The 14,938-nt window shown below is 40.4% G+C and carries 12 protein-coding genes and 2 pseudogenes; 10 read left to right on the forward strand and 4 right to left on the reverse strand.

Annotated features, from left to right (window positions below; all coding sequences use genetic code 11):
* The first annotated feature begins 31 nt into the window (after window positions 1-31).
* From FZ945_RS01145 to FZ945_RS01170, 6 genes are read left to right on the forward strand one after another with little or no spacing between them, the layout of a single operon-like run.
* On the forward strand, window positions 32-898 hold the full coding sequence (locus FZ945_RS01145) for a D-amino acid aminotransferase (RefSeq protein WP_148801900.1): 867 nt from the start codon (window positions 32-34) through the stop codon (window positions 896-898).
* Window positions 895-1,338 (forward strand): 2-thiouracil desulfurase family protein, encoded by a 444-nt coding sequence (locus FZ945_RS01150; protein ID WP_148801902.1) that lies wholly within the window; start codon window positions 895-897, stop codon window positions 1,336-1,338. The genes FZ945_RS01145 and FZ945_RS01150 overlap by 4 nt, the downstream gene beginning before the upstream one ends.
* Window positions 1,331-1,825 (forward strand): chemotaxis protein, encoded by a 495-nt coding sequence (locus FZ945_RS01155; RefSeq protein WP_148801904.1) that lies wholly within the window; start codon window positions 1,331-1,333, stop codon window positions 1,823-1,825. Before FZ945_RS01150 ends, FZ945_RS01155 begins: the two co-directional genes overlap by 8 nt.
* Window positions 1,822-3,837, forward strand: a complete 2,016-nt coding sequence (locus FZ945_RS01160) for a bifunctional C40 family peptidase/M15 family metallopeptidase (RefSeq protein WP_148801906.1) — start codon at window positions 1,822-1,824, stop codon at window positions 3,835-3,837. Before FZ945_RS01155 ends, FZ945_RS01160 begins: the two co-directional genes overlap by 4 nt.
* Window positions 3,838-5,157: an ATP-dependent DNA helicase gene (locus FZ945_RS01165; RefSeq protein WP_148801908.1), complete on the forward strand. Its 1,320-nt coding sequence runs from the start codon at window positions 3,838-3,840 to the stop codon at window positions 5,155-5,157. It begins immediately after the preceding gene.
* Window positions 5,154-5,693, forward strand: coding sequence for a hypothetical protein (locus FZ945_RS01170; RefSeq protein ID WP_148801910.1), 540 nt, complete (start codon window positions 5,154-5,156; stop codon window positions 5,691-5,693). Before FZ945_RS01165 ends, FZ945_RS01170 begins: the two co-directional genes overlap by 4 nt.
* Window positions 5,694-5,720: 27 nt before the next feature.
* Here the strand turns inward: FZ945_RS01170 and lolA are convergent, their stop codons facing one another.
* A complete protein-coding gene (gene lolA / locus FZ945_RS01175; RefSeq protein ID WP_148801912.1) occupies window positions 5,721-6,233 on the reverse strand; it encodes a LolA-like outer membrane lipoprotein chaperone in 513 nt (170 codons plus the stop codon).
* 97 nt (window positions 6,234-6,330) lie between these two features.
* Between lolA and secA the strand changes: the two are divergent.
* From secA to FZ945_RS01185, 3 genes and pseudogenes are all read left to right on the forward strand, one after another.
* Window positions 6,331-8,727 (forward strand): annotated as a pseudogene (secA, locus tag FZ945_RS01180) (preprotein translocase subunit SecA); the annotation flags it as partial.
* Between the two features lie 108 nt (window positions 8,728-8,835).
* Window positions 8,836-8,937 (forward strand): annotated as a pseudogene (locus FZ945_RS10495) (SEC-C metal-binding domain-containing protein); the annotation flags it as partial.
* A gap of 51 nt (window positions 8,938-8,988) precedes the next feature.
* Entirely contained in the window at window positions 8,989-10,188 is a 1,200-nt protein-coding gene (locus FZ945_RS01185; protein WP_148801916.1) for an ABC transporter permease, read from the forward strand.
* A gap of 274 nt (window positions 10,189-10,462) precedes the next feature.
* Here FZ945_RS01185 and FZ945_RS01190 read toward each other — a convergent pair whose 3' ends face one another.
* From FZ945_RS01190 to FZ945_RS01200, 3 genes are read right to left on the reverse strand one after another with little or no spacing between them, the layout of a single operon-like run.
* Window positions 10,463-12,088: a cation:proton antiporter gene (locus tag FZ945_RS01190; RefSeq protein WP_148801918.1), complete on the reverse strand. Its 1,626-nt coding sequence runs from the start codon at window positions 12,086-12,088 to the stop codon at window positions 10,463-10,465.
* Between the two features lie 3 nt (window positions 12,089-12,091).
* Window positions 12,092-12,466: a heat shock protein transcriptional repressor HspR gene (locus tag FZ945_RS01195; RefSeq protein ID WP_103559065.1), complete on the reverse strand. Its 375-nt coding sequence runs from the start codon at window positions 12,464-12,466 to the stop codon at window positions 12,092-12,094.
* A 3-nt stretch (window positions 12,467-12,469) separates the two neighbouring features.
* A complete protein-coding gene (locus FZ945_RS01200; protein WP_148801920.1) occupies window positions 12,470-13,366 on the reverse strand; it encodes a DnaJ C-terminal domain-containing protein in 897 nt (298 codons plus the stop codon).
* 155 nt (window positions 13,367-13,521) lie between these two features.
* Between FZ945_RS01200 and FZ945_RS01205 the strand changes: the two genes are divergently transcribed.
* The gene (locus FZ945_RS01205) at window positions 13,522-14,925 is read left to right on the forward strand and encodes a Do family serine endopeptidase (protein WP_148801922.1); all 1,404 of its coding nucleotides are present in this window, start codon (window positions 13,522-13,524) and stop codon (window positions 14,923-14,925) included.
* Window positions 14,926-14,938 lie beyond the last annotated feature (13 nt).

Below are 14,938 nucleotides of genomic sequence, written 5' to 3' on the forward strand. Positions count from 1 at the left end.
TACAATTTGCCTAAAATTTAAGGAGCTAAAAATGGCAGATAAAGCTTTAGAAACGGTCTTTTTAAATGGCGAGTTTTTGCCAAAAGATGAGGCAAAAGTTAGTGCATTTGATAGAGGATTTATATTTGGTGATGGAATTTATGAAGTAGTGCCTGTGATAAATTCAAAAATGGTCGATAAAGAGGGCTTTTGGGCGAGGTTTGAGAGAAGCTTAAACGAGATAGATATAAGCCTGACTTACGAAAAAGATAAATTTGAAGCGATCTTAAATGAGATGATCGCCAAAAACGCCTTAAAAGAGGGCGGAATTTACATGCAAGTAACAAGAGGCGTGGCGTTTAGAAATTTCTATTTTATGGAAAATTTAACCCCAAGCGTATTTATCTTTTGCTACGAGAGTGAAATTTTAAACAACCCAGCTGCAAAAACTGGCATAAAAGTGGTAAGCGTCGAGGACATCAGGTGGAAGAGGCGCGATATCAAATCAATCTCTCTTCTAGCTCAGTGCTACGCTAAAAACGAGGCTCACAAAAAGGGCGCGGACGAGGGCTTTATGGTCGAAAACGGCTTTGTCACGGAGGGCTGTAGCTCAAGCGCTTTTATCATCAAGGATAAAACCCTCATCACCAAGCCACTTTCAAATGAAATTTTACCAGGGATACGCCGTATGAGGCTTTTAAGGATCGCTAAAGATATCGGCCTAAAGATAGAGGAGCGTAAATTTAGCATGGACGAGGTTTATAGCGCTGATGAGGTCTTTATCTCGGCTGCTACGCTCATCCTTTTGCCAGTGGTTTATGCTGACGGCAAGGCGATAAACGGCGCAAAAGTGGGCGAAATCTCGAGCAAACTTCGTGAAATTTATGCTAGCGAGCTTTTAAAAGAAGCTGGACTTTGAGAGAAAAGCTCTTAATAAGCGCTTGTCTTGCTGGTATAAACTGCAAATTTAACGGCGAAAATAACCTTTTAGATAGTGGCGTTTTAGATGAAATTTCAAAGAGATATCATCTGCTTTTCGTCTGTCCAGAGATTTTTGGCGGACTTAGCACGCCAAGAGAGCCAGCTGAGATGAAAGATGGGCTTGTTGTCACAAAAACCGCCAAAGATGTGAGCGAAAATTTCATCAATGGAGCTGAAATTTGCCTAAAGATAGCTAAGCTAAATGGCTGCAAAAAGGCTGTTTTAAAAGCTAGAAGCCCAAGCTGTGGGAGCGGGCAAATTTATGATGGAAGCTTCACTAAAAAGCTAATCTTTGGCGACGGCGTAGCGGCAAAGCTGCTAAAAGAAAATGAAATTTTAGTTTTTAGCGAAGATGAGATAGGGCGGCTTGATGTTTGAGAAGCTAAAAGATAACGTCTGGCTCGAGGTGATCTTTAAATACATCATCTTGCTGCTACTTTTTGCCTGCGTGGTGGGACTTTTTGCAAGTGGCGTGCTCTTTTTAAAGGGAGAGATGAGCGAAAATTCGCTAAATTTGCACATTTTCTTTGGCTTTAGCTTGGTTGTCCTCACCATAATCCACAGCTACGTCAAGAAGAAAAAACTAAAAAAGCTAAGCCTTGAGTTTAAAAATATCTTAAAGCATAAGCCAGTTCAGATGGACTGCAACATGACAAGGTTTTTAAACGCGCTAAATGATGTCAAAGTTGGCGAGCTTTCAAAGAAATTTGGCTCAGACATTGCAGAAATTTTAAGATCAAACGATATAAAGGTCAAGAATCAAAACGAGACGATGAGGCAAATTTGCAAAAACAACGATGAAAAGATGTTTTATATCTTTGTTTTGATCGTCGAAGCTATATTTAAGGATAAGGAAGAAATTTGAAAAAAGGTATATTTTTAGCACTGAGTGTTGCTTTGTTTTTGGGTTGTTCGCAGACAACAAAGCCAGAGCCAAACAAGCAGCAAAATGCCCTGCCAGACGAAAATGTCTATAAGCCAAATGAGCGCATCAGCTTGCTTGAATTTGAAGTAAAACAAGACGCCTCGTCGCTACCTCAAAATATGCAAAGCGCAAGTTTTGCTCAGGATGAAATTTTAAAAAGAAGGTTTAAAGTTTTTACTCTAAGAGGCGTGAAATTTAACCCAAATGACGCTTTTTGGGCGTTTAATGTATATAAACCAAGCGAGAAAAGAAAGTATTTCGGCTCAAATTTTAGGCAGATACCGCAAAGCTGGTTTGACGCACAAAAGGACAATGCAAATTTTGCTGGCTTTTTGCAAATTTCAGCTTACGCTCTAACTTCAGCAAACACAGCTGTAAGAAATTTCCCAACCGACGAGCCGATATTTTTAAATCCGCAAACTCCAGGTGAGGGCTATCCGTTTGATTATTTGCAAGAATCAACCCTAAGCATCGCTCATCCGCTCTTTGTATCGCACCTCTCAAAAGACAGGGCGTGGGCGTTTGTGAGTGATGATGCGGTTTGGGGCTGGGTGAAGGTTGAAGATATCAAATTTATAAGCGATGAAGAGGCGCTTGCCTATCAAAAATCAAGCTTTGTAACGATAAAAACCGATAAGATGCCAGTTTATGACAAGGGCGGAAACTTTTTATTTTACTCACGTGTCGGCGCGATACTGCCAGTTTTAGCGCAAGATGATAAAAACTACTACGGCAAAATTTATGTAAGAAATATGCTTAGGGAGTTTGTCCTCCCAAAGTCTTTTAGCGCCCTTTTTCCACTTAAATTTAACGACTCAAATTTAAAAACACTTCTTAGCTCGCTTCTTACTCAGCCTTATGGCTGGGGCGGGGTGGATAAGCTAAGAGACTGCTCGCTTTTTACAAAAGACTTGCTAGCAAGCTTTGGCGTGTGGTTACCTAGGAACTCAAGGGCGCAGGCAAATATGGGCGAAAAGATCAATCTAAAAGGTCTTAGTAACGCTGCAAAGAGCAAAGAGATAAAAGAAAAGGGCGTGCCATATCTCACGCTCGTGCATCTGCCAGGCCATATCATGCTCTATGCTGGATACAAGGGCGATGATATCTACGTCGTGCATGATGCTTGGGGGCTAAAGACTACAAATAATGGCAGAGCGCTAATCGGAGCGACCGCGATAACTACGCTAAATATCGGACAAAACAGAAGCGACATACAAAGTGCAAATTTGCTAATTTCTAAGGTTGATTCTATAAATGTGATGAGACCTGAGCAAGGGATGCTAGATAAGGCTAGAAAGATCTCAGCTTTGCAGCGAGCTTACGGCGTAAAGATAGAAGAAAATTTGGTTAAATTTAGCGATGGCACGAGTTTAGTCTATGATGATTTTAGACAAAAAGATGAAGAGTGCAGCACTGGGGCTGACATAGAGGATATGAATGCGCTTGATTACGCTGCATTTTCGCCACTTAGCGCGGCTCTAAGTGATGCTGGCAGATGCAGAAACTACGAGCTTCTAGGCAAAATTTATGGCTCAAGCGAGAGCGCAGTAAGGGCAAATTTAGTAGATGTCATCTGGCTAAAGGATTTTTTAAATTTGCCTTTGAAATTTAACTCTAAAAATGGCGCCGCAGCTGCCTTGCAGGATGTGAGCAATGAGCTAAACGAGATGGTAAAGAGCGATCCAAATTTACTTGAGTACCTAAAAGATCCAGGCGGGACATTTAAGTGGCGCATCATCGCTGGCACAAACCGCCTAAGCGCGCACAGCTACGGCATCGCGATCGATATAAATGTAAAAAAGAGCCACTACTGGCAGTGGAGCAAGGGCTATGAGAACTTGATCCCTGAAAAGATCGTGCGAGTATTTGAAAAGCATAAATTTATCTGGGGCGGACGCTGGAAGCACTTTGATACGATGCATTTTGAGTATCGCCCAGAGATGTTTGAGTAGATGAAAGATCAAATTTTAGAAATTTTATCTCGCTCAAATGTCTTTTTAACAGGCGGCGGCGGTGTAGGTAAGAGCTATCTAACCGCCTCCATCATCAGACACTACAAAGAAAATTTCAAAAACGTCGTCATCCTTGGCTCAACTGGCATAAGTGCTGTTAGCCTTGGGGGTGTGAGCTTGCATAGCTTTTTTAAATTTGGCTACTGCAAGGACTACGAGGAGCTAAGACGGCTTGACTACCGCCAAAAAGATAAGCTAAGCAAACTACGAAATATGCTAGATGCCTGCGACCTGCTGGTGATCGATGAAATTTCGATGGTTAGCTCAAATGTGATGGAGATGATAAGATACCGCTTGCTTACCTCTAAATTTAAGGGCAGGGTGCTTATAGTGGGCGACTTTTATCAGCTTCCACCCGTGCAAAAAGAGCAAAATGAGAGCAAACTTTTTAACTTTTTATACGCTTTTAACTCCAGTGCGTGGGAGGATATGAAATTTACAAATGTTGAGCTGCTCGTCTCAAAACGCACAAATGATCTTAAATTTTATGAAATTCTCTCTCGTCTTAGAGTTGGCGAGCTAGATGATGAGATGATGGCTTATATAGAGGGTCTGCGAGTGGATGTCATAGAGCTAGATAGCGAGACTAGCGTGCTTTTTGGTAGAAACGCAGAGGCTGAGATGCTAAATCAAAAAAGACTTTTTGCGCTTAATGCGCCTCTTGAAATTTCAAATTCGGAGGTGCTTGTTATGGATGAAAATTTAGATAAAAAAGAGTTTGAAAAGTGGGCAAACACGCTAAATATCTCGCGAAATTTGGAGATGAAGATAGGTGCAAAAATCATCTTTACTTCAAATAAATGGGGCGAGTACTACAACGGCGAGCAGGGCAAGATCATGCAAATTTTAAAAGAAAATGGCGCCATATCAAGTGTGATCGTGCAAAAAGATAGCGGCGAGATCTGCGAGATAGAAAAGTGCGCTTATAACTTTTGCGCGCTAAATTTAAACGAAGACGAGATTGAGGAGAACGTGCAAGCTTCGCTTTATCAGTTTCCATTTAAGCTAGCCTATGCGCTAACTATCCACAAGTCTCAAGGCATGAGCATAAACTCACTCATTTGCAACATCAACCACATCTTTGCCAAAGGACAGCTCTACGTCGCACTTTCTCGCGCGGTAAATCCTAAAAATTTAAAACTTTTTTATGATAAGAAAAGTGATTTTAGGCAGCATTTAAGAAAAGTGGTTAAAATTGACGACGAAGTTAAGAAATTTTACCAAGAAAACGTATTTTTGCATATTAAGGAGAGTTTATGAAAAAGCTACTTTTAAGCCTTATTTTTGGCGTTTTTGCATTTGCAGACGTGCTAAAAGTGAGTGACTTTCAAACAGATATCTACTCAAAAGCTGGACAAAATTTAACAAAAAAGATAAGCATGAACCTTGAAGTTGTCGGACGTGACGTGGAGGAGAACGAAGCATACGTGCTTGATGCGCTAAACGTCGTTGTTGGTAGCTTTTACGTGGAGGATATCCTAACCTCGATGGGAAAAGAGAAATTTAAAGAGCTCTTTATGAAATATGCAGCCAAAAAACACTCGCTTGACATCGACGACGTGCTTATTTTAAATATCAAAGTGATAAATAATTTAGAACTAAGCGAGATCATAAAAGCGATAAAGAGCCAAAATTTATGCTCTGATCCAAGCGTAAATGAAGATGTGATGACAAAGCCAGAAAAGAAGAAAAAAGGCAACGAGATCATCGTCGCACCTGACCCAAATGATGTGGTGCAAAAGCCTATTGATCTAAATAATGTGCAAGAATTTGGAAAAGACTTCGGAGAGAGGTGAGTAAATTTGGCTAAAAGCTAGCCAAATTTATTGATTTACGATGTCGTAACCTTGTGGAATGACTGGAGTTAGCGTCTCTTTTGGGATGAGCGCGTCTTTTACAGGGTTGTTTAGAGTGATTTTTATCTTATTTGAAAGCTTGTCTTTATAGTCAATCGTCGTTGGAAGCGTATTTTTGATCGTTATAAAGTACTCAACTCCGTCATATATCGCCTTATAAAGAGTCGGCTGAATTTGCTCTGCATGAGCCAAAACCTGCGTCAAATTTGGCGTGTCATCTAGTCTTGAAATGATGGCTTGCTCAAGCTCATCTTCGATCACGACCACTTTGTCTTTGTCAAAGTAAATTCTCTTTGGTGTTGGACTTTCATATATCCAAAGCGCTGTGTTGTCGTTTTTAGCGTAAAATCTACCCTTATAATTTACACTTTTGCCCTCGCTAAAGACGGTTTGCGTAAAGTCACTTTGCAGGCTTTTAAAATTTAAGCCAGCTCCAAATGAGCAAACTGCAACGAGAGAAGCTATCAAAATTTTTCTCATTTTTTATCCTTTTTTGGCGTATTCTAGCCCAGTTTAATTAAATAAATAGTTAAACTATGCTAAGATCCAAAGTTTAAAAATTTAGGAAGGTAAAATAATGATTTCATCGGTATTTAGAAAGATTTTTGGCACGAAAAACGATAGAGAAGTCAAAAAATATATAAAACGCGTGGCGCAGATAAACGCGCTAGAACCTACTTATGAGAAGATGAGCGATGATGAGCTTAAGATCAAATTTAACGAGCTTAAAGCCCAAGTCGTCGAAGAGAAAGTCACTTTGGGTGAAATTTTAAATGATGTTTTTGCGATCGTTAGAGAGGCTAGCAAAAGGGTGCTTAAGATGCGCCATTTTGACGTGCAGCTAATCGGCGGCATGGTGCTAAACGAGGGCAGGATCGCTGAGATGAAGACAGGCGAGGGTAAGACCTTAGTTGCGACTTTGCCAGTTATATTAAACGCGATGAGCGGCAAGGGCGTGCATGTAGTTACCGTAAATGACTACCTTGCAAAGCGTGACGCGACGCAAATGGGCGAGCTTTATAACTTTTTAGGCTTAAGCGTAGATGTGATACTAAGCGGCGGATACGACGATGAAGTAAGACAAGCTGCCTATAACGCCGACATAACATACGGTACAAACTCAGAATTTGGCTTTGACTATCTGCGTGATAATATGAAATTTGAAGCTAGCCAAAAGGTGCAAAGAGGCCATAACTTCGTCATCGTGGACGAGGTCGATAGTATCTTGATAGATGAGGCTAGAACGCCACTTATCATCTCTGGCCCAACAAACCGCACGCTTGATGGCTATATAAGAGCCGATCAAGTCGCAAAACAGCTTACCAGAGGCACTCCAGCTGATCCAAACGTGCCAGGCTCAAAGCCAACTGGCGACTTTATAGTAGATGAAAAAAATAGAACGATAATGATCACAGAAGCTGGCATAAGCAAGGCTGAAAAGCTCTTTGGCGTTGAAAATTTATACAACCTTGAAAATGCCGTGCTAAGCCACCACCTAGATCAAGCTCTAAAAGCTCACAATCTCTTTGAAAAAGACGTTCATTACGTTGTAAAAGATGGTGAGGTTGTCATCGTTGATGAATTTACAGGACGTCTAAGCGAGGGTAGGCGCTTTAGCGAGGGACTTCATCAAGCGCTTGAGGCAAAAGAGGGCGTGAAAATTCAAGAAGAGAGCCAAACTCTTGCCGATACAACATATCAAAACTACTTTAGGATGTATAAAAAGCTTGCAGGTATGACTGGTACGGCTCAGACAGAAGCTACTGAGTTTTCTCAAATTTACAACCTTGAAGTTATCTCGATACCTACAAACGTGCCAGTTAAGAGGATCGACTCAAACGACCTTATCTATAAAACTCAAAATGAGAAATTTAAAGCAGTCATCGACGAGATCAAAAAAGCTCATGAAAAAGGTCAGCCAGTGCTAGTAGGAACTGCAAGTATCGAGCGTAGTGAGGTGCTTCACGAGATGCTTAAAAAGGTAGGCATCCCACACTCTGTGCTAAATGCTAAAAACCACGAAAAAGAGGCTGAGATCATCGCGCAAGCTGGCGTAAAAGGTGCTGTAACTATCGCTACAAACATGGCTGGACGTGGTGTTGATATCAGGATAAACGACGAGGTGAGAGACCTTGGCGGTCTATATATCATAGGCACCGAAAGGCACGAAAGTAGAAGGATAGATAATCAGCTTCGTGGCCGTGCTGGACGTCAGGGCGACCCTGGTATGAGTAGATTTTACCTAAGCTTAGAGGACAATCTTTTAAGAATTTTTGGTAGCGACCGCATAAAGGCGATCATGGATAGGCTTGGTATCGACGAGGGCGAGAGTATCGAGAGCCGCATGGTGACAAGGGCTGTTGAAAATGCTCAAAAGAAAGTCGAGAGTTTGCACTTTGAGGCTAGAAAACACTTGCTTGAGTATGACGACGTGGCAAATGAGCAAAGAAAGACTATCTATAAATACCGCGACGAGCTACTTGATAAAAACTACGATATGAGCGAAAAGATAGCTCAAAATAGAGTTGAATACGCTACAAATTTACTTGATACGGCTGAAATTTTCCATGGCGGCTTGAAAGATGACTATGACATTAAAAATTTATGCTCTATCATCCTTGCGGACTGCGGCGAAGAGATCGACGAGAGCGAGCTAAAAGGGCTAGAATATAACGAACTAGTAGAAAAAATAGCGCAAATTTTAGAGGTTAGATATAACGAAAAAATGAGCGTGCTAAATGAAGAGCAGAGAAGAGATATAGAGAAAATTTTATATCTTCAAGTGCTTGATAATGCGTGGAGAGAGCACCTCTATCAGATGGATATCCTAAAAACTGGTATCGGTCTAAGAGGATATAATCAAAAAGATCCGCTAGTGGAGTATAAAAAAGAGAGCTACAACCTCTTTATGGAGCTAGTTGGCAGACTAAAAACTGAGAGCGTTAAAACGCTTCAAATCGTTAGATTTAAGAGCCGTGAGGAGCAAGAAGAGCAAGCTAGGATGATGCTTGAAGCTAGCCAAAATGCTGAAAATGAAAATTTAAGCTACAACAACCAAGGTGAAGATGAAAATTTCATGCCTGAAAAAAAGATACCAAGAAACGCTCCATGCCCTTGCGGAAGCGGTAAAAAATATAAAGATTGCCACGGCAAAAGTGGCCCTAAAAAAGGCATATTTGCTTAAAATTTCTACTTTTAAGGCGCCAAAGCGCCTTAATCTTTTAAAGGCTATTTGATGACAAGCTTACCAAAGTATCTACTTTTTAAATATTTAAGATTTGATAAAACCCAGCCATTTATCGCTCTAAGCGCCTTGCTCGCATTTCTTGGTGTGAGCATTGGTCTTATGGTTTTGATAGTTGCGATGGCTATTATGAATGGATTTGATAAAGAATTTGAGCGCAAACTTTTTACGATGAACTATCCTATAACTGTTCAAAGCGCTTTTAAAGGATCCATCGATGATGGCTTTGTAGATGAGCTAAAGGCTAAATTTAGCGACCTTAAATTTAGTCCATATATCAGTACGCAGGTCATCTACCGCTCGGCAAATGCGCTTGAAGGCGGGCTAATTTATGGCGTAAATTTTAAAGACGAAAAGCAGATAAACTCGGTTGTAAATGATGCTTTAAAAGATAAAGAGCTAGAGGGTTTTGAGATACTTGTGGGAAGTGGCATAACGAGTGAGTTTAGGCTAAGAAACGATGAAAAACTAACGCTTATCTTTACAAAGGCTGATCCAGCTGGCTTTTCACTAACGCCAAAGATGAAGCGCTTTGATATCGGTGGCTCATTTACATCTGGGCTAATCGCCTACGACAAGGCATTTTCATATACTTCAGTTGATGCATTGAGGAAAATTTTAGACTATCCAAAGGGCGTTTATGATGGAATTCATATCTTTTCAAGTAAGCCATTTGATGATATAAAAAGGGTGCGCGAGGGGCTTCCAGCTGGCACGGTTGCTATTGGCTGGTGGGAGCAAAATGGCAACTTTTTCTCAGCGCTCGCACTTGAAAAAAGAGCACTTTTTATCGTTTTGATGTTAATTATCCTTGTGGCGTCGCTAAATATCATAAGCTCGCTACTAATGACCGTGATGAACCGCAGGCAGGAGATCGCCTTACTTTTAGCGCTTGGAGCTAGCAAAGGCGAGATAAAAAGAAGCTTCTTTTATCAAGGGCTAGTTATCGGCGGAGGTGGCATTATATTTGGCTTAGTGCTTGGCTTTTTGGGGCTATTTTTACTTGGAAATTTCAACATCATAGACCTGCCAGCTGACGTCTATGGCTCAAGCAAACTACCACTTGAACTCTCAACCATCGATCTTGTGCTTATCATCGTTGGAGCTGTATTTATCGTGGCTATCTCGTCCTACTATCCAGCAAAAAAAGCCACAGAGGTAAATGTCCTTCAAACTTTAAGGAATGAGTAAAGCCTGGCAAAGCTAGGCTTTAAATTTAATTTTAAAAGCATATTATTGGCTAATATGCTTTTTGATTTGTATGCAAATGTAATAAATTCTATTTTTTATCTTTTGATAGCTCTTTAATTTTTACTTCTTTCTCATTAAGACTAGCGTTGATGTTTTGATCAGACAAATTTTTAGCTTCTTATTGTTTCTTATATAATCAAAAATATTGCTAATAGTTTTATCAATTTATTTAAACGAACTTAACAAAAAAGCGTGTTTTAAGAAGTTAAATTTGCTACGCTCTTACGTCGTGGTCGATCTTGTATTGAAGGGCTTCGTGAACAAGAGTTTTTGCCATGACGCGCTCTTCGCTTATTAGGTGGAAATTTGCACCTAGCTCGCCAAAGATCTCTTTGTTGCCCTCGCCGTTTGCCTTGATGATCGTTTGGATATTTGCGCCGTAGTCTTTGATCTTTTGCGCGATGAGCTCAACTCTTTGCTCGTTGCTAAATGTTATGATAACGGCCGCTGCGTCGCTTAGGCAGGCATTTTCAAGAGTGTTGCTTTGAAGCACGTTTCCTAAAAATACATTTTCCCCGCGGCTTCTGCCAAGCTCAACTAGGCTGATGTCGTTATCAAGTACGATGTATAAAAGCTTTGTCTCTTTTAGTCTCAAAACCACCTCTTGACCGAGCCTATCATAGCCAAAGACTACGATGTGATTTTTTAGTTTTTGTGGTTTTAAGGTCTCGTTTGACTCGATTACTATTTCGCGCTCGACGAGATCAGCTAAGACGTCAAGCTTTTTAAGTATAAAAGGTGTCGCAAACATCGATATAACAGAGGCTGCTATGAAAATTTGAGCAGTTTGGACATCTAGTAAATTTCTAGTAGTCATCAGCCCAAAGACAGCCAGTGCAAATTCGCCGATCTGACAGACGCTAAGTGCGGTTTTAGCAGCGACCCTGCGTTTTAAGTAGATATTTAAAACGGCAAAAACGACGATGGCTTTTACGACCATTATGCTAAAGACTAGCCCTAGAACTAGCCAGATATTTGAGAGCACGACTACAAAATTTATCTGCATGCCAACGGTTATGAAAAATAGTCCAAGAAGTAGATCTCTAAAAGGTATGAGATCGACCTCGATCTGGTGCTTATACTGCGTCTCTGCCATCATCATACCAGCTAAAAATGCACCAAGAGAGTATGAAAAGCCAAAGAAGTGAGCTAGCGTGCTGGCGCCAACTACTAAAAAGAGGATCGTAGCTATAAAGACCTCTTGAGAGTTTGTCTGAACGACTTTGTAAAATATCCAGTTGATGACGTATTTGCCGAGCAAAAATAGCACAACGATAAGGATAACCGCACTCGTAAAAGTCTTTAGTAAAAGCTCATTTATCGAGGCATCTTGTGAGCTAAACATATCTATCATAAGCAAAATAGGGATGACGGCTATGTCTTGAAATAGCAAAATTCCAAGCGCCTTTCTGCCATAAATTTTACTCACATCGCCGTTGTCATTTAGCGTTTTTAGCACGATCGCAGTTGAAGATAGAGCAAAGGCAAGACCAGCGATAAGCGCTGTCTCGTCCTTTAGATGAAGCGCGTAGTAAAGCATCACGCCCATTATAAAGCCGCTTAAGCAAACTTGCAGACCGCCATTTAGAAAGACCTCTTTTTTCATACCCATTAGGTGCTTAAAGCTAAATTCAAGTCCGATCGTAAACATCAAAAATGCAATACCAAATTCGGCTATATGAGAAATTTCATCGTTGCTTTTGAGGTTGAAAAATTCTGATATAAGCGTACCGGTTACGATGTAGCCGATGATGGTTGGTATTTGAAATTTCTTAAATATGACGTTTAGTGCGACTGAGATCGCAGCGACAAGCAAGAAGCCTTCTAAAATTTGTTCCATAAATTATTTTTTGCCTTCGTAAAATACAAGATCAAAGCTACTTTTTCTCTTCACAAGCGATCTTTTGGTGCTAGTTTGACTGGTAGCTTCGTGTAATTTTTTATTTAACTCATCAATAGTCGATTCTAAATCGTCAATTTTCTCTTTTAGCTGAAGTATCACATCAACGCCTGCTAAATTTACACCAAGTTCTCTGGTTAAATTTAGTATCGTTTTGACGCGATCAACGTCTTTTTGCGAGTAGAGCCTCATCTTGCCGTCTGTTCTTGAGGGTTCAACTAGTCCCTCTCTTTCGTATTGTCTTAAAGTTTGTGGATGTATGCTTAAAACCTTTGCTACAACGCTTATTAAAAAAAGTGGTTCTTCATAATTTTGCATTTTTTACTCCGGTAATTTTTCTTTTAACTCTTTTACTAAGCCCTCGTCAAGCTCACTAATGTTTGGAAGTTTTACTCTGGCTTTTAAGTAAAGATCGCCATAAATTCCGCTCTTTCTATTTTGCACGCCGTATCCTTTTAGACGGATCTTCGTGCCTGTTTTTGAGTTCTCAGCGATTTTAATGGTTACATCTTTTTTATATGTATGCACATTTATCTTACCGCCAAAGAGCATAGTTTTTAGCGGAATTTCTATATCTTTGTATAGATCGTCGCCAACTCTTTCATACTCGTCGCTTGGCTCAACGCTAATAGCAAGTATAAGATCGCCAGTTTGACCGCCAGTACTCTTGCCTTTGCCTTTTATGCGAAGTTTTTCGCCGCCTTCTATGCCGCTTGGGATCTTTATCTTGATGCTTTCGCCATTAAAATTTATCTTGTGTTCGCCGCCAGTTACAGCCACGTCAAATGGTATAGAAATTTTGGCATTTACATCTAGATCAGCTCCTCCAAAGCCAAATCCGCCTCCGCCAAAGCCTTCAAATCCTTCAAAACCTCCGCCAAAGCCACCGCTAAATTTAGCGCCGCCTCCGCCAAATCCACCTGAAAAGATATTTTTCAAGATATCGTTTAGATCGCCCATATCGGCCGAGCCTCTGGCAAAGTCGTGGAAATTTTGACCGCCAAACATATTGTCGCCATATTGATCATACTGGGCACGTTTTTTCTCGTCACTTAAAATTTCATAAGCAGCGTTTATCTCTTTAAATTTATCCTCTGCTCCAGGGTCTTTGTTGATGTCTGGGTGGTACTTTCTAGCAAGTTTTCTATAAGCTTTTTTTATCTCGTCGCTTGATGCGCCTTTTGAAACTCCTAAAGTTTCATATAAGCTTTCGCTCATATATTCTCCTTATGTTTTTTGACACGGATTATATCACAAAACTTTAGTCTATGCAAGTCAAGTTTATTTTTATTTACAAAGGAGAAAAAAGCGTTAAGATTTTATTTTTAAGCTCTATTTATAATTTCAAGACATTTTCAATTTAAAGGAAAAAAATGAAAAAATTTATGCTAATTTCATTAGCAGCGGCTTCTTTGCTAATGGGAGCTGATATTAAATTTAACGAAGCAAACCAAGATGTAACTAGAGTTTCGCCCTTAAGCGATAAAAATAGCGTGCTCTCATACTACGACTCTGTCGCGCAGGCAAAACTTTCAGTTGTAAATATCTCGACTACAAAAACAGTAAGTAATGCGGGTATCGAGCAGATGTTTAATGATCCGTTTTTGAATGAATTTTTTGGATTTAACTTTGCAAAACCAAAAGAGAAAGAAAAGACAACCTCTCTTGGCTCTGGTGTCATCATCTCAAATGACGGCTACATCGTTACAAACAATCACGTCATCGAAGATAGCGACCAGATCGTTGTGACCTTGGCAAAGGGTGGCAAAGAGTATAAAGCAAAGCTAATAGGCAGCGATCCAAAGACTGATCTAGCCGTCATAAAGATAGAGGCAAATGGGTTAAATGCGATAACATTTGCTGATTCATCAAAGCTACTTGACGCGGATGTCGTCTTTGCCATAGGCAATCCATTTGGCGTGGGCGAGAGCATCACTCAAGGTATCGTCTCAGGGCTAAATAAAGATGATATCGGGCTTAATCAATATGAAAATTTCATCCAAACAGACGCTTCGATAAACCCTGGCAATTCAGGTGGCGCTTTGGTTGATAGCAGGGGCTATTTAGTTGGTATAAACTCAGCCATACTTTCAAGAAGTGGTGGCAACAACGGCATTGGCTTTGCCATACCATCAAATATGGTAAAAGATATCGCTAAAAAGCTGATAACTGACGGTAAGATCGAGCGTGGTTTTATCGGCGTTACGATTGCAAATTTAACCGATGAGCAAAAAGAGCTTTATACAAATAAAGAAGGTGCTTTAATAAGTGGCGTAGAGCAGGGCATGCCAGCAGATGAGGCAGGGCTAAAAAGAGGCGACTTGGTTATTTCAGCAAACGGCAAAGCCATCAAAAACGCAAATGATCTTAAAAATTTCATCGGCTCACTAACTCCAAATAGCAGCGTTGATATAACTTACGAGCGATCAAATAAGGTGATGAATACAAAAATCAAGCTTGTAAATATGGATCACAACGCAAAAGATGCGACAAAAAGCGTCATCATCGAAGGTCTTAGCGTTAGTAATCTAAGCGATGAGATAAGATTTAAGTATAAGATCAGCCCAGACACTCAAGGCGTGCTTGTAACTGACGTAAAATCTGGCTCAAAAGCTGAAGACTTTGGCTTTGAAAGAGGCGATGTGATCGTTCAAGTTGGCGAAGAGAGCATAAAAGATCTTCAAACATTTGCAAGCACTGTTAAAAATGCAAAAGGCAAAAAGACGCTAGTGTGGGTAAACCGCGGTGGCATCATGCAAGGCCTTGTTATAAAATAACCACTTAAGAGCT

Origin of the sequence: Campylobacter concisus (assembly GCF_902460535.1) — a bacterium.
Taxonomy (GTDB): Bacteria; Campylobacterota; Campylobacteria; order Campylobacterales; family Campylobacteraceae; genus Campylobacter_A; species Campylobacter_A concisus_AS.